This window comes from Streptomyces manipurensis, from assembly GCF_049570255.1.
Classification (GTDB): Bacteria; Actinomycetota; Actinomycetes; order Streptomycetales; family Streptomycetaceae; genus Streptomyces; species Streptomyces manipurensis.
On sequence record NZ_CP186950.1, the window covers coordinates 1,633,099 to 1,647,655 of the forward strand.

The 14,557-nt window shown below is 73.0% G+C and carries 15 protein-coding genes and 1 tRNA gene; 10 read left to right on the forward strand and 6 right to left on the reverse strand.

Features of this window, described 5'->3' with window-relative positions:
• Positions 1–153: 153 nt before the first annotated feature.
• Both chpH and ACPU2J_RS07530 read right to left on the reverse strand, forming a co-directional pair.
• Positions 154–387: a chaplin ChpH gene (chpH, locus tag ACPU2J_RS07525; protein WP_361601941.1), complete on the reverse strand. Its 234-nt coding sequence runs from the start codon at positions 385–387 to the stop codon at positions 154–156.
• Between the two features lie 129 nt (positions 388–516).
• Complete coding sequence (locus tag ACPU2J_RS07530; RefSeq protein ID WP_361601944.1) at positions 517–1,842, reverse strand: M20/M25/M40 family metallo-hydrolase; 1,326 nt, start codon at positions 1,840–1,842, stop codon at positions 517–519.
• 167 nt (positions 1,843–2,009) lie between these two features.
• Between ACPU2J_RS07530 and ACPU2J_RS07535 the strand changes: the two genes are divergently transcribed.
• From ACPU2J_RS07535 to ACPU2J_RS07545, 3 genes are all read left to right on the forward strand, one after another.
• Positions 2,010–2,097 (forward strand) — tRNA-Leu (locus ACPU2J_RS07535).
• A 65-nt stretch (positions 2,098–2,162) separates the two neighbouring features.
• Positions 2,163–2,795, forward strand: a complete 633-nt coding sequence (locus tag ACPU2J_RS07540) for a PAS domain-containing protein (RefSeq protein WP_423832984.1) — start codon at positions 2,163–2,165, stop codon at positions 2,793–2,795.
• A gap of 68 nt (positions 2,796–2,863) precedes the next feature.
• Positions 2,864–3,862, forward strand: coding sequence for a PP2C family protein-serine/threonine phosphatase (locus ACPU2J_RS07545; protein WP_423832985.1), 999 nt, complete (start codon positions 2,864–2,866; stop codon positions 3,860–3,862).
• A gap of 75 nt (positions 3,863–3,937) precedes the next feature.
• Here the strand turns inward: ACPU2J_RS07545 and ACPU2J_RS07550 are convergent, their stop codons facing one another.
• From ACPU2J_RS07550 to ACPU2J_RS07560, 3 genes are all read right to left on the reverse strand, one after another.
• Positions 3,938–5,374 (reverse strand): amino acid permease, encoded by a 1,437-nt coding sequence (locus ACPU2J_RS07550; protein WP_365499523.1) that lies wholly within the window; start codon positions 5,372–5,374, stop codon positions 3,938–3,940.
• A gap of 211 nt (positions 5,375–5,585) precedes the next feature.
• Complete coding sequence (locus ACPU2J_RS07555) at positions 5,586–7,130, reverse strand: APC family permease (RefSeq protein ID WP_361601953.1); 1,545 nt, start codon at positions 7,128–7,130, stop codon at positions 5,586–5,588.
• A gap of 130 nt (positions 7,131–7,260) precedes the next feature.
• Positions 7,261–8,208: a hypothetical protein gene (locus ACPU2J_RS07560; RefSeq protein ID WP_420081285.1), complete on the reverse strand. Its 948-nt coding sequence runs from the start codon at positions 8,206–8,208 to the stop codon at positions 7,261–7,263.
• 283 nt (positions 8,209–8,491) lie between these two features.
• Between ACPU2J_RS07560 and ACPU2J_RS07565 the strand changes: the two genes are divergently transcribed.
• Complete coding sequence (locus tag ACPU2J_RS07565) at positions 8,492–8,917, forward strand: ASCH domain-containing protein (RefSeq protein WP_420081284.1); 426 nt, start codon at positions 8,492–8,494, stop codon at positions 8,915–8,917.
• Between the two features lie 99 nt (positions 8,918–9,016).
• Here the strand turns inward: ACPU2J_RS07565 and ACPU2J_RS07570 are convergent, their stop codons facing one another.
• On the reverse strand, positions 9,017–10,672 hold the full coding sequence (locus tag ACPU2J_RS07570; protein WP_420081283.1) for an FAD-binding dehydrogenase: 1,656 nt from the start codon (positions 10,670–10,672) through the stop codon (positions 9,017–9,019).
• An 84-nt stretch (positions 10,673–10,756) separates the two neighbouring features.
• On the opposite strand from ACPU2J_RS07570, the gene ACPU2J_RS07575 reads away from it, so the two are divergent.
• From ACPU2J_RS07575 to ACPU2J_RS07600, 6 genes are all read left to right on the forward strand, one after another.
• Positions 10,757–11,281: an NUDIX hydrolase gene (locus tag ACPU2J_RS07575; RefSeq protein WP_361601965.1), complete on the forward strand. Its 525-nt coding sequence runs from the start codon at positions 10,757–10,759 to the stop codon at positions 11,279–11,281.
• A gap of 4 nt (positions 11,282–11,285) precedes the next feature.
• Positions 11,286–11,684, forward strand: a complete 399-nt coding sequence (locus ACPU2J_RS07580) for a YidH family protein (RefSeq protein ID WP_420081282.1) — start codon at positions 11,286–11,288, stop codon at positions 11,682–11,684.
• On the forward strand, positions 11,681–11,998 hold the full coding sequence (locus tag ACPU2J_RS07585; protein ID WP_361601971.1) for a DUF202 domain-containing protein: 318 nt from the start codon (positions 11,681–11,683) through the stop codon (positions 11,996–11,998). The genes ACPU2J_RS07580 and ACPU2J_RS07585 overlap by 4 nt, the downstream gene beginning before the upstream one ends.
• Positions 11,999–12,088: 90 nt before the next feature.
• A complete protein-coding gene (locus ACPU2J_RS07590; protein WP_361601974.1) occupies positions 12,089–12,385 on the forward strand; it encodes a hypothetical protein in 297 nt (98 codons plus the stop codon).
• A gap of 84 nt (positions 12,386–12,469) precedes the next feature.
• On the forward strand, positions 12,470–13,381 hold the full coding sequence (locus tag ACPU2J_RS07595) for an MBL fold metallo-hydrolase (protein ID WP_423832986.1): 912 nt from the start codon (positions 12,470–12,472) through the stop codon (positions 13,379–13,381).
• 133 nt (positions 13,382–13,514) lie between these two features.
• Complete coding sequence (locus ACPU2J_RS07600) at positions 13,515–14,555, forward strand: phosphotransferase family protein (RefSeq protein ID WP_399822046.1); 1,041 nt, start codon at positions 13,515–13,517, stop codon at positions 14,553–14,555.
• The last annotated feature ends 2 nt before the right edge of the window (positions 14,556–14,557 follow it).

Sequence of the window (14,557 nt, forward strand, 5' to 3'; positions counted from 1 at the left end):
ACTCGTCCCCTGGTGTGTACGTTCGGCCGGCGCTCCACGGCCCGGCCGTCCAGGCTCCCCCGCCTGGTATGCCGAAAGATGTGATTCCGGGCCTGAAAGCCCGGTGGCCCCGGAGCGCTGGAATGCGCTCCGGGGCCGAAGACTTCAGACGCGTCAGGCGTTGACGCAGGTGTTGCCGAAGGCCGGGTTCAGCAGGCCGATCACGTTGATCGTGTTGCCGCAGACGTTGACCGGGATGTGGACCGGGACCTGGACGACGTTGCCGGACAGGACACCGGGGGAGCCGATGGCCGCACCCTGGGCACCAGCGTCGGCGACGGCCATGCCGGCACCCGCGAGAACCAGACCACCGGTGGCAGCCGCAGCGGCGACAACCTTCTTGAGCATTGTTCCTCCTAGTAGGCAATGCGGTCCCAGCCGCGGACCGCACCACCTGTAACGAGGAGGGATCACCGGGGCTACGAGCGTATGAGTGCATTCACTCTTCTCAGTGGAATGCGCACACCTTCCCGAATCTCAGGCGTTGTCGATGAATCGGTCGAGCACCCGCGCGCCGAACTTCAGTCCCTCCACGGGCACCCGCTCGTCCACGCCGTGGAACATCCCCGCGAAGTCCAGCTCCGGCGGGAGCTGCAGCGGGGCGAAGCCGAAGCAGCGGATGCCGAGGTCGTCGAAGGACTTGGCGTCCGTACCGCCCGAGAGCATGTACGGGACCGCGCGCGCGATCGGGTCCTCGGCCTTGAGGGCGCCCTGCATCGCGTCCACCAGACGGCCGTCGAAGTCCGTCTCCAGGGCCTTGTCCCCGTGAACGTCCTCGCGCTTCACACGCGGCCCGAGGATCCGGTCGAGGTCGGCGAAGAACTCGTCCTCGTAGCCGGGCAGGAAGCGGCCGTCGACGTGGGCGGTGGCCTGCCCGGGGATGACGTTGACCTTGTAACCGGCGCCGAGCATCGTCGGGGCCGCCGAGTTGCGCAGGGTCGCGCCGACCATCTTGGCGATGCCGCCCAGCTTGGCCAGGGTGGCGTCCATGTCGTCCGGGTCCAGGGGCGTGCCGAGGGCGTCGGACAGCTCGTCCAGGAAGGACCGCACGGTCTTGGTGACGCGGACCGGCCACTGGTGGCGGCCGAGGCGTCCCACGGCCTCGCACAGCTCGGTGATGGCGTTGTCGTTGTTGGTCATGGAGCCGTGGCCCGCGGTGCCCTCGACGGTCAGCCGCATCCAGTGCATGCCCTTCTGCGCCGTCTCGACGAGGTAGAGGCGCAGGTTCTCGTTGACCGTGAAGGAGAAGCCGCCGACCTCGCCGATCGCCTCGGTGACGCCCTCGAAGAGGCCCGGGTGCTTGTCGACGAGGTGCCGGGCCCCGTAGATGCCGCCCGCCTCCTCGTCGGCGAGGAAGGCCAGGACGATGTCACGCGGGGGCTTGCGGCCGCTGCGCATCCGGTCGCGGACGACGGCCAGGGTCATCGCGTCCATGTCCTTCATGTCGACGGCGCCCCGGCCCCACACGCAGCCGTCGGCGATCTCGCCCGAGAAGGGGTCGTACGTCCAGTCGGCGGCGTTGGCGGGCACCACGTCGGTGTGCCCGTGGATCAGCAGGGCGGGCCGCGAGGGGTCCTCGCCCTCGATCCGCGCGACGGTGGAGGCGCGGCCCTTGTGCGATTCGAAGATCTGCGGCTCCAGGCCCACCTCGGCGAGCTTCTCGGCGACCCACTCCGCCGCCTTGCGCTCCCCCGGGCCCGAATGGTCTCCGTAGTTGCTGGTGTCGATCCGGATGAGGTCCCGGCAGAGGTCGACGACCTCGTCCTCGCCGGAGACGGTCCTGCCCGCGCTCGAGTCGCTCACGCTGCTTCCTCCCACTGGTCGGTACCGGACCTCCCCATCCTCCCGCCCCCGGCCGCTCTCCCCAAGGGCGATCCCCGGCCGTCGGGGGGTGTGATCGAGGACCCCGGAATGTTTGGTAATGTTTTCCACGTCGGAACGGCCCGCGAGGGACGCGAGACAGACACCTTGTCCGGGTGGCGGAATGGCAGACGCGCTAGCTTGAGGTGCTAGTGCCCTTTATCGGGCGTGGGGGTTCAAGTCCCCCCTCGGACACCACGGTCCCAGGACCAGAAAGAGCCGGTCGGAAGCGATGTGACATCGCTTCCGACCGGCTCTTTCGCATGTTGTTACGTTGGGACCACATCGGACGGGCAGACCGGCCGAGGGAGGTCCTCGACGGCGCCCGGGCGGGCATCGCCCTCCTGGACACCGACCTGCGCTACCTGTACGTGAGCCCCCACATGGCCGTGATGAAAGGGGTGCCCGCGCGGGCCATGCTCGGGCGGACGCTGGGCGAGGTGCTGCCGGACGTGGAGCGCCCCGACGAGGTGCTGCGCCAGGTGCTGCGCGACGGGCGGCCCCGGGAGCTGATCCTGGAGGGCCGGACCCACGCGGACTCCCCCTACGCGTCCCGGGACGTACCACCGGCTGGAGGAGGACGGGCGGGTACTGGGGCTGGCGGGGATCGGGCTGGAGGTCAGCGGGCCCCGGGAGCGGCAGCGGGCGCTGTCCCGCACCAACCGGCGCCTGCTCCTGCTGGACACCGCGGCGGTGCGGGTGGGCACCACCCTGGACGTGGACACGACCTGTCGCGAGCTGACCGGGTTCCTGGTGTCGGAGCTGGCCGACGCGGCGAGCGTGGAGCTGCTCCCCCGGGACCCGCCGGGCGGCGGCCGGCCGGACGTCGGGAGCGGGCAGTGCGCCGCCGGGGCCGCCGTGCGGCTGCGGCGGGTGGCCGTGGCGGCGGTGCGTGACCTGGCCCCGCGGGTGCGGGCGCTGGGCGCGGCCGGGGAGTACGTGGAGTACCGACCGTGGCTCGGCGGTGCGGCAGAGCCTGGAGAGCGGCGAGCCGTGGGTCGGGAACTTCTCCTCCGACGAGGTCCTCGGCCGGGCGGCGCCGAGCAGCGGCCGGGTCGCCGCGTACCGGGAGGCGGGCATCCGTTCGGGCGTGGTGGTGCCGCTGGTCGCCCAGGACCGCCCGATCGGCACGTTGACCCTGGTGCGGGCCGGCGACTCCCCGGCCTTCGGGCGGGAGGACGTGGTGGTGGCCCGGACCCTCGCCGAGCGGGCGGCCGCCGGCCTGGCGAAGGCGGCGCGGTTCGCCCGGGAGCGGGGGATGGCCCTGGAGCTGCAGCAGGCGCTGCTGTCGGAGCCGATGTTCCCGCACGACGACCTGGTGGTGGCCTCGCGGTACCTCCCGTCGGGGACGGGCGTGCTGGTCGGCGGGGACTGGTTCGACTGCCTGGCCCTTCCGGGGGGCCGGACGCTGCTGGTGATGGGCGACGTGATGGGGCACGGGGTGGAGGCGGCGGTGGCGATGCGCCACTACCGCTCGCTCGTCCGGGCGCTGGCCGCCTCCGGGCAGCAGCCGGCGGACATCCTGCGGGAGGCCGACCAGGTGGTGCCGGCGGGCGGCCTGGACCGGATGGCCACGTGCCTGCTGGTGCTGGTCGACCGGGCGGCCGGACGGTGCGTCCACGCGAGTGCGGGGCACCTGCCCGCGATGGTCGTCGGCCGCGGGCGGGGACCGTTCCTCGTGCCGGTGCCGGTGGGCCCGCCCCTGGGCGCCGGCTTCGGACGGTACGAGGCCGCCTCCTTGCCGCTGGAGCCGGGCTGCGTCCTGATGCTGTTCACCGACGGGCTGGTCGAACGCCGCGGGGAGGACATCGACACCTCGCTGCGCCGGCTGACGGGTGTGGAGCTGCCGGTGGGCGGGGCCCTGCCGGAGTTCCTCGACACGGTGCTCGCGGCGCTGGGGGTCGCGCGGGCGCAGGACGACGTGACGGCGCCGGCGGCCCGGGCCGCGGCGCGGCGGAGCTGAGGGCGGGAACGGGACGGGCCCCCGCGGTGGAGGGGTGCTCCGGCGCGGGGGCCCGTGAGGTGGGGTGCAGGTGGGTCAGCGGCGGGCGGCGAGCTCGGCCACCCGGCCGCGGACCAGGAACCAGCCGCCGACCAGGAGGGCGGCGATGGCCGGGACGAACATGACGGTGGTGCGGCCGACGCCGCCGTCGCACCACATCAGGACCAGGACCGTGAGGAGGAAGCCGAGGGTCACGATCTGGGTGTAGGGCGCCCAGGGCAGCCGGTACGCGGGGCGGTCGACCTTGCCCTCCTTCGCGCGGCGCCAGAAGAAGAGCGAGCAGAGCATGACCATGGCCCAGGTGCCGAGGATGCCCAGGGAGGCGAGGTTGAGGACGATCTCGAAGGCCTCGCCGGGCATCCAGGCGTTCAGGCCGACGCCGGCCACGCCGAACGCTGCGGTGAACAGGACGCCGCCGTAGGGGACCTTGCCCTTGTTCATGACGCCGGTGAACTTGGGTGCGGAGCCCGCGAGGGACATCGAGCGCAGGATGCGGCCGGTGGAGTAGAGGCCGGAGTTCAGGCTGGAGAGCGCCGCGGTCAGGACGACGAGGTTCATGATGCCGGCGGCGCCGGGGACACCGAGCTTGTCGAAGACCGTGACGAAGGGGCTCTGGTCGGAGGAGTACGCCGTGTAGGGCAGGAGGAGGGCGAGGAGGACCACGGAGCCGACGTAGAAGAGGCCCACGCGCCACATGATCGAGTTGATCGCCTTCGGCATGATCTTCTCGGGGTTCTCGGTCTCGCCGGCGGCGACTCCGCAGAGCTCGACGGAGGCGTACGCGAAGACGACGCCCTGGATCACCAGGAGCATCGGCAGTACGCCGGCGGGGAAGATGCCGCCGTTGTCGCTGATGTTGGCGAAGCCGGGGGTGGTGCCGCCGATGTCGTGGCTGGTGGCGACGAGCCAGATGCCGACGATCAGGAAGATCACCAGGGCGGCGACCTTGACCAGGGAGAACCAGAACTCCATCTCGCCGAAGTACTTCACCGAAATCAGGTTCGCGGTGAGGACGACGGCGAGGGCGATGAAGGCGAGGACCCACTGGGGGACGTCGGTGAACATCGACCAGAAGTGGGCGTAGGTCGCGGCGGCCGTGATGTCGGCCACGGTGGTCGTGGACCAGTTGAGGAAGTACAGCCAGCCGGCGGTGTAGGCGCCCTTCTCGCCCATGAACTCGCGGGCGTAGCTGACGAAGGCGCCGGAGGACGGGCGGTAGAGGACCAGCTCGCCGAGGGCCCGTACGACGAAGAAGGCGAAGACGCCGCAGACCGCGTAGGCGATCGCGAGGGAGGGGCCCGCGCCGGCGAGGCGGCCGCCCGCACCGAGGAAGAGGCCGGTGCCTATCGCGCCGCCGATCGCGATCATGTTGATGTGGCGGGACTTGAGGTCCTTGCTGTAACCCTCGTCACCCGCGTCGACATGTCGGGAGGGCGCCGGGGCGGGAGCCTCGGTCAAGGTGCGGTCACTCATGTACGACTTCGCCTTCGTGGGTGGGACAGGCACCTGCCGGAGCGCCTCGCGAGGGAGCGGGGTGATGTCCCCTGTGATGCGGTCCGGGCGGTTTGATCGCCCCAGGAGACCACGAGGCCCGGCCGGCCGCCAAAATCAGCCCCTGAACGCCGAAGCCCCCGACGACCTTGGAAACGGGTGTCGGGGGCTTCGTCGGAGCTGGAAACCGCGGTCAGTCGACCGGTGTCGCCTCTGCTGCCTGATCGAGGCGGAAGGCTTCGTTGCCGAGGCCGATCCGGGCGTGGACCTCTGGCCGGCTGCGGCGCAGCATCGCCCCGTAGAGCAGGCCGCCGAGGCCTGCGGCCCCGATGATGCCGGGCAGGATCCAGCTGAGGACGGAACCCTTCTCGGCGCCGACCAGGACCGCGAAGTCCTTGACGGTGTAGACGGCGATGGCGAGCAGCGCGAGGCCCGCCGCGCCGGCGGCGACCAGGCGCCAGACCTGGGCGCCGGCGGTGCCGCGGCGGACGAAGAAGGCGATCACGGCGAAGGAGGCGGTGGCCATGAGGAGCGTCACACCGAGGGCGCCGACGCTGCCCATCCAGGTGAACAGGTGCAGGACGGGGGCGGTGGGGTCGCCTGTGGGCAGGTCGTCGGTGACGGCGAAGGCGAGGACGACCAGGGTGGCGACGCCGGTCTGCAGGAGGGAGCCGGTGGCGGGGGCCCCGGTGCCGGCGTTGGTGCGGCCGAAGGCGGCGGGGAGCAGGCCCTCGCGGCCCATGGCGAAGGCGTAGCGGGCGACGACGTTGTGGAAGCTGAGCATGGCGGCGAACATGCCGGTGACGAAGAGGACGTGCAGGACGTCGGTGAAGGTGGCGCCGAGGCGGGACTCGGTGAGCTGGAAGAGCAGGCCGGGGCCTGCTTCGGCGGAGGTCTTCACGACCTCGCCGGGGCCGGTCGCCACGGTGAGGGCCCAGGCGCTGAAGGCGAAGAACAGCGCGACGAAGCCGACGGCGAGGAACATCACGCGGGAGACGACGATGTGCGGCTTGCTGGTCTCCTCGGCGTAGACCGGGGACTGCTCGAAGCCGACGAAGGCGGCGATGCAGAAGCACAGGGCGGTGCCGAGGCCGGGGCCGCTGAGGGTCTCGGGGTTGAAGGCGTGCAGGGAGAGGCCTTCGGGGCCGGGCTTGGCGAGGGCGGCGGCGTCGAAGGCGACGACCAGGGCGCACTCGATCAGGAGGAGGACGCCGAGCACCTTGGCGTTGAGGTCGATCTTGAGCCAGCCGAGGGCGCCGGTGGCGGCGACCGCGAGCAGGGCGGGTATCCACCAGGCGAGCTCGATGTCCAGGTAGGTGGCGAAGAGGCCGGAGATCTCGAAGCCGAGGATGCCGAAGACGCCGACCTGCATGGCGCTGTAGGCGACGAGGGCGACGAGGGCGGCACCGGCGCCGGCGGTGGGGCCGAGGCCGCGCGCGATGTAGGCGTAGAAGGCGCCGGCGTTGTGGACGTGGCGGCTCATCTCGGCGTAGCCGACGCTGAAGAGCGCGAGGACGAGTCCCAGCACGACGAAAAGGAGGGGCTGGCCGACGACGCCCATCAAGCCGAAGGTCGTGGGCATGACACCCGCGACGACCATCAGGGGGGCGCTGGCGGCGAGCACGGAGAGCAGCAGGCCGGCCGTGCCGAGGCGGTCGGCGCGCAGGGCGCGGTCCTGACCCTTGTACGTGCGTATCTCGGCCGGCTCGTGGAGCGTGGTGGATCTTCCCGTCGGCATGGCGGCGTCCTTTCGGGAGCGCGGTTCTCTCGGGGGTGGGGGCGTACGGAGTGCGTGCGGCGGGTGCGGCGCCGGTGGTGCGGGCGGGGCGTCGGGGGCGCGTCGGTCAGGCGGTGCGTCAGGCGGTGCGTCAGGCGGTGCCCAGCGCGACGCTGCGCGCCGCGAGGAAGGCCTTCTGCGGGTCCCGGTCCGGATAGGACCAGGGGGCGCGGGTCGCATGGCTGCCGATGCGGTGGAAGAGGGCGGCGGCCTCGGCGGGCCGGCCCTCGCAGAGCTTGGCGTGGGCGAGGAAGTTGAGGTCGACCCGGTTGCGGGGGTGGTCCTCGCGCTCCCACTCCAGCCACCAGTCGAAGGCGGAGCGCAGGACCTGGCGGGCCCGGCGGCCGGCCCAGTGGGCGGCGGCCGCCTCCTGGCTGTGGCCGCGGGTGGCGGCGAGCACCCGGTAGCGCTCGGCGTGGGCGACGACGGGGAGCACGGCCAGCGGGGAGTCCGCCGGGGACTCCTCGGCTGCCCATGCCGCGAAGTCGTAGACCTCGTGGAGCGGGTCCTGGGCTGGGGCGGGCATACGTTCGGCGAGCCGGGCGACCATCAGGTGGTGGGCGTGGTGGTGTTCGCGGTGGCGTGCCCGGACCTGGTCGAAGTGGCGGCTGAACTCCTCCTCGGTGCCGAAGGCGCGGGACAGCAGGAGCAGGCCGAGCCAGGGCGTGGGGTCGTCGGGGAGCAGGGCGGCGGCCCTGCGGCAGGCCTCCTCGGCGGCGGCCGGCGCGCCCTTGTGGCGCAGGGCGCCGAAGACGGCGGCGCAGGCGAGGAGGGTGGCGGCGTCGGCGCTCTCCGGTTCGGCGAGCAGCCACTCGCGGGCCCAGGCGGTGGCCGCCGGGGTCTGGGCGAGGACGACGACACGGTGGCCCCGGCGGTCCCAGTCGTCGCCGGTGCCGACCAGGAGCGCCCGGGCCCTGGACCATCTGCCCTGGGCGAACTGGGTGCGCACGTCGACGAGTTCGGTGTCGCAGAGGGCCGGGTCGAAGAGCTGGGCCTGCCGCTTGCGGGCGCGGCCGAGGGGCGGCGGAGGCGGGGACATCCGCGGTTTTCCCTCCAGGACACGGGCGGACGAAGGCCGGCGGCGACTCGCGCGCGCGGGGGCGGGCGGTGGTGCGGCCGGGCGGGTCGGGGCGGCACCGGAGGGGTTCTTCGGACAGACTCCGGTGAGCACTCCGGTGATCACGCACAGCAAACCGGTAGGCGCAGCTCCGAGTCAAGGTCCGGTCCATGCGCTGGCGGGTTTCAACTGCACTGACGCCCGTGTGAGTTGGGTTGGTTGTGGCGGTTCCGGCAGGTACCGGCGGGCATCGTAGGGTGATCACATGACTGCACACGACGATCTTCCGCCGTACCTGCTCGGCTTCCCCGGTCCGCTGCGCGACCAGCTGGTCGCGGCCGTCCTGAGCGGGGCGAAGACCAGCACCACGGGCCTGCTCGCGGAGTACGAGGCGGAGCGGGAGCCGCTGCCGGAGCCCGGCGCCCGGTCCCTGCTCGTCGACTCCGCCGGGAAGGGGGTCGCTGTGGTGGAGGTCACCGCCGTCGAGGTGCTGCGGCTGGGGGACGTCGGACTGCAGCACGCGCTGGACGAGGGCGAGGGGTACGCGTCGGTGGCCGAATGGCGCACGGCGCACGAGGAGTTCTGGCACAGCGAGCCGGTGCGCGCGGCGGTCGGCGACCCGGCCTTCACGGTCGACGACGACAGCCGGGTCGTGGCGGAACGGTTCCGCGTCGTGCAGCTGCTGCCGTAGGCCCGCCCGTCGACGGGCGGGCCGGGGCGGGAGCGGTGCCGGGGCTGGGTCCCGCGACCGCTGCCGGGGCCGTGGCACGGCCCCGGCAGCGGTCGCGGGTCAGCCGACGGCCTGGGCCGCGGCGCGGCCCGCGGCCCGGCCGGAGAAGATGCAGCCGCCGAGGAAGGTCCCCTCCAGGGCCCGGTAGCCGTGCACCCCTCCTCCGCCGAACCCGGCCGCCTCGCCGGCCGCGTAGACGCCCGGCAGCGGTTCGCCGGCGGCGGTCAGGACCCGGGAGGACAGGTCGGTCTCCAGGCCGCCGAGGGACTTGCGGGTGAGGATCGAGAGCCGTACGGCGATCAGGGGGCCCGCGGCAGGGTCCAGGATCCGGTGCGGGGCGGCTGTGCGGATGAGCCGGTCGCCGAGGTACTTGCGGGCGCCGCGGATCGCCGTGACCTGGAGGTCCTTGGTGAAGGGGTTGGCGATGCCCCGGTCGCGGGCGACGACCGCGGCGCGGACGGTGGCCTCGTCGAGGAGGTCCTCCTTGGTCACCGCGTTCATCCCGCGCACCAGTGCGGAGAGGTCCTTCTCGACGACGAAGTCGGCACCGTGGTCCATGAAGGCCTTCACGGGGGCCGGTACGGCCTGGCGCGCGCGGTCGATGACGTCGCGGACGGAACGGCCGGTGAGGTCCGGGTTCTGCTCGGAGCCGGAGAGGGCGAACTCCTTGCCGATGATGCGCTGGTTGAGCACGAACCAGGTGTGGTCGTGGCCGGTGCGCATGATGTGGTCGAGGGTGCCGAGGGTGTCGAAGCCGGGGAAGAGCGGCACGGGCAGCCGCTTGCCCGTCGCGTCGAGCCAGAGCGGGGAGGGGCCGGGCAGGATGCGGATCCCGTGCCGGTGCCAGATCGGGTCCCAGTTCTGGATGCCCTCGGTGTAGTGCCACATCCGGTCCTTGTTGATGTGGCTGGCGCCCGCCCGCTCCGCGATCCCCAGCATCAGGCCGTCGACGTGCGCGGGGACGCCGGAGAGCATCCGCTGCGGCGGGGTGCCGAGCCGGGCGGGCCACTGGGCCCGTACGAGGTCGTGGTTGCCGCCGATGCCGCCGCTGGTGACGATCACCGCCTGGGCCCGCAGGGAGAAGGAGCCGGTGCTCTCGCGGCTGCTGGCGGTGCCGCGTACCGCGTCGGAGGGTTCGAGCAGCTCTCCGGTGACGGTGTCCACCGCCCCGGCGGTGGCGCCCAGGCCGGTGACCCGGTGGCGGAAGCGCAGCCGGACCAGGCCGCGCGCGACCCCCTCGCGGACGCGCCGCTCGAAGGGTTCCACCAGGCCCGGGCCGGTGCCCCAGGTGATGTGGAAGCGGGGGACGGAGTTGCCGTGGCCGTTCGCGTCGTAGCCGCCGCGCTCGGCCCAGCCGACCACGGGGAAGAAGCGGACGCCGCGCGCGTGCAGCCAGGAGCGCTTCTCGCCGGCCGCGAAGTCCACGTAGGCCTCGGCCCAGCGGCGGGGCCAGGCGTCCTCCTCGCGGTCGAATCCGGCGGTGCCGTGCCAGTCCTGGAGGGCCAGCGCGTGGCTGTCCTTGATCCGCATCCGGCGCTGCTCGGGCGAGTCCACCAGGAACAGCCCGCCGAAGGACCAGTGCGCCTGTCCGCCGATGGACTGCTCCGGTTCCTGGTCGAGCAGGATGACCCTGCGGCCGGCGTCGACGAGCTCCGCGGTGGCCACGAGGCCCGCGAGCCCGGCTCCGATCACGATCACGTCTGCGTCGTACGTCATGCGGATACCCGTCCTCCGTCGGTGGTGGGGCAGATCCTTTGCTACGGAGCGGTAACCAGTCAACAGCGGTGGTTGGATGAACAGGTGAGTGCCGCTGATGAAGTGCTGGACGTGGTGGACCGGGACGACCGGGTGACGGGGCGGGCCCCGCGCGGCGAGGTGTACGCCCGCGGGCTGCTCCACCGCTGTGTGTTCGTGCAGGCCAGGGATGCCGAGGGGCGGATCTTCGTGCACCGGCGGACCGCCTCGAAGCTGGTCTTCCCCGCGTACTACGACATGTTCGTGGGCGGGGTGGTGGGCGCCGGCGAGAGCTACGCCCGGGCCGCGCTGCGGGAGGCCGGGGAGGAGCTGGGCGTACGGGGGCTGCCGCAGCCCGAGCCGTTGTTCAAGTTCCTGTACGAGGGCCCGGGCGGTGCCTGGTGGTCGTACGTGCACGAGGTGCGGTGCGCGCTCCCGGTGTCCCCGCAGGAGTCCGAGGTCGACTGGTACGCCTTCCTCACGCAGGAGGAGCTGGACCGGCGGATCGGGGACGGTGAGTGGCCGTGGGTGCCGGACGGGCTGGAGGCGTACCGGCGGCTGCGCGCGTCCGGACCGCCGCCAGTAGATTGATCGGGTGATCGACTTCGTCAAGGACGTACGGCTGTGGTTCGCGCCCGCGCGGCTGGAGGACGAGGGCGAGACCCCCGACTACCGCTTCTCGCTGGCCAACGAGCGGACGTTCCTGGCCTGGATCCGCACCGCGCTGGCGCTGGTGGGCGGCGGCTTCGCCGTCGACCAGTTCCTGCCCGACCTGCGGTGGGGGGTGCGGGTCGGGATGGCCCTCGCGCTGCTCGCGGTCGGTGCGGCCTGCGCCCTGCGGGCGGTGAACCACTGGGTGCGGTGCGAGCGGGCGATGCGGCGCGGCGCGGACCTTCCGCTCTCGCGTTTCCCGGTGGTCCTGAGCCTGGGCGTGGGGCTGGTGGCGGTGGCCATGGTGGTGGTGGTCCTGCTGGGCTGGACGTCGGGGCGGTGAGCACGGCGGGCGCGGACCGCGACGCGGGGCTGCAGCCCGAGCGGACCCGGCTGGCGTGGCGGCGTACGACGCTGGCCGCCTCGGTGGTGGCCGTGCTGGCGATGCGGCAGATGCTGCGGGGGTCCGGTTCCTCGGCGGAGGTGGGCGGGGCCGCGGTGATCGTGCTGCTGTGGCTGGCCTTCCTGGGGGTGGCGCACCGGCGGATCCGGGCGCTGGCCGCGGTCCGGCCGCGGGCGCTGGCACCGCGGGCGGCCCTGGCGGTGGTGGTGTGCACGGCCGGTCTGGCCGTGTTCGCGGTGACGGTCGTCCTCTGAGGGGCGGCCGGCCGGTGCGACGATCCGACTTCATCGGACCACACCGGACAGAACGGGCGATATCCCACCATTCGCACTAGTCTCGGCGCCATGACGACCCTTCACCACGAACATCCCACGCACCAGCACGCCCACGGAGCGGACTGCGGCCACCGGGCGGTCCCGCACGGCGACCACGTCGACTACGCGCACGACGGCCACCTGCACCGGGAGCACTCGGGGCACTGGGACGAGTGCGAGCCCTCCGGCCACACCGCCCACGCGGGCCACGCCCACGCGCACGGCGAGGGCTGCGGCCACGACACGGTCCGGCACGGCGACCACCTGGACTACCTGCACGACGGCCACCGGCACGCCGAGCACGACGGTCACTACGACGACCACTGACCGCTCCGACACCCGCCCTCCCCCGGCGCGCCGCCGGCTGACAGGATGCCGCTCACCTGTCGGAGCGAGCCGGGGAGAGCGCCCATGTCCGTCGATGCACCGTACGTCGTCCAGCCCGCGCGGGGGGTGTACGCGTACGTCCAGCCGGACGGCGGCTGGTGCCTGAACAACGCCGGTTTTGTCGCCGGCGGCGACCGGACCCTGCTCGTGGACACCGCGGCCACCGAACGCCGCGCGCTCGCCCTGCGCGACGCGCTGACCGCCACCGGTCTGCCGCTCCCCCGCACCGTGGTCAACACCCACCACCACGGCGACCACACCTACGGGAACGGGGTCTTCACCCCCGGGGCCCTGGTGCTCGGCCACGACAACGCACGGGCCGAACAGCTCGCCGCCGGGCACCAGCTGGAGGCCATCTGGCCCGGCACCGACTTCGGGAAGATCGCCATCGTGCCGCCCGACGTCACCTACAGCGACCGGATGACCCTGTACACAGGAGAGACCGAGGTCCAGGTCATCCACCCCGGCGTCGCCCACACCACCGGGGACTCGGTGGTGTGGCTGCCCGAACAGCGGGTGGTCTTCACGGGCGACCTGGTGTTCGCCGGGGGGACGCCGTTCCTCGCGATGGGCTCGCTCGCGGGCTCCCTGCGCGCGCTGGAGCTGCTGCGGTCGCTGGACGCGGAGACCGTCGTGCCCGGCCACGGCCCCCTCACCGACGGCTCCGCCTACGACGCCACCGAGCGCTACCTGCGCCGCGTGGCGGAGCTCGCCGCGGAGGGCCGGGCGCGGGGGCTCACCCCGCTGGAGGTCGCCCGGCGGGCCGACCTCGGGGAGTTCGCCGCCTGGCGCGAGAGCGAGCGGCTGGTGGCGAACGTGCACCGGGCGTACGCGGAGCTGGAGGGGCGGCCCGAGGGTGCGCCGCTGGACCTGCTCACCGTCCTCGGGGACATGACCGTGATGAACGGGGGGACGCCGATCCTCTGCCACGCCTGAGACCGGCGGGCCGGAGGCGTCGTTCCGGCCCGCCCTCTGGACGACATACCGACTGGTCGGCATGATGGGCGTCGGCGGTGCACCGACGCGCCGCCGCTCGTCCCTCACCGACTCTCCGCACGGAGGTGCGTCCATGACCTCAGCCCCCGCCGACCCGCGCGGCCTGGACCTGGAGCGGCTGCGCGGCCATCTCGACCGGGTCCGGCCCGGTCTCGCGGCCGGCCCGCTGCGCGGCCGGCTGATCGAGGGCGGCCGGTCGAACCTCACCTACGAGGTCACCGACGGAGCCGCCCGCTGGGTGGTGCGACGCCCGCCGCTCGGCCACGTCCTGGCCACCGCGCACGACATGAAGCGCGAGCACCGGGTCATCGCGGCCCTGCACGGGACGGCCGTGCCGGTACCCGAGCCGGTGCTGCTGTGCGAGGACGAGGCGGTGCTCGGCGCCCCGTTCTACGTCATGGAGTACGTGGACGGGGTCCCCTACCGGACGGCGGACCAGCTCGCCGCGCTCGGCCCCGACCGCACCCGGCGGGCGGTGCTGGGCCTGGTCGACACCCTGGTGGACCTGCACGCGGTGGACCCGGAGGCGGTGGGGCTGGGCGACTTCGGCCGGCCCGAGGGCTTCCTCGACCGGCAGCTGCGCCGCTGGGGCAAGCAGCTCGCGGCCTCGCGGGGCCGGGAGCTCGCCGGGATCGACGAGCTGCACGCGGCCCTCGGCCGCGGCCTGCCCCGCTCCCCCGCCGCGGCCGTGGTGCACGGGGACTTCCGGCTGGACAACGTGCTGATCGGCGGGCCGGACGACGGCATCCGGGCGGTGCTGGACTGGGAGATGTCCACGCTCGGCGATCCGCTGACCGACCTCGGGCTGCTCGTGATGTACAGCGCCGACCTGGGCCTGGCCGGGTCCCCGGTCAGCACGACGAGCGGGGCGCCCGGCCATCCGGCACCCGCCGAGCTGGTGGAGCGCTACGCGGCCCGGTCCGGGCGGGACACCTCGGCCATCGCCTGGTACACGGCGTTCGCCTGGTTCAAGCTCGCGGTGATCCTCGAGGGCATCCACTACCGCTACACGCTCGGCCAGACGGTCGGGGCGGGCTTCGACCGGATCGGCGAGCTGGTCCCGGTCTTCATCGCACACGGACTGACCACCCTTCAGGAACTCAAGGAAGGCTGAGC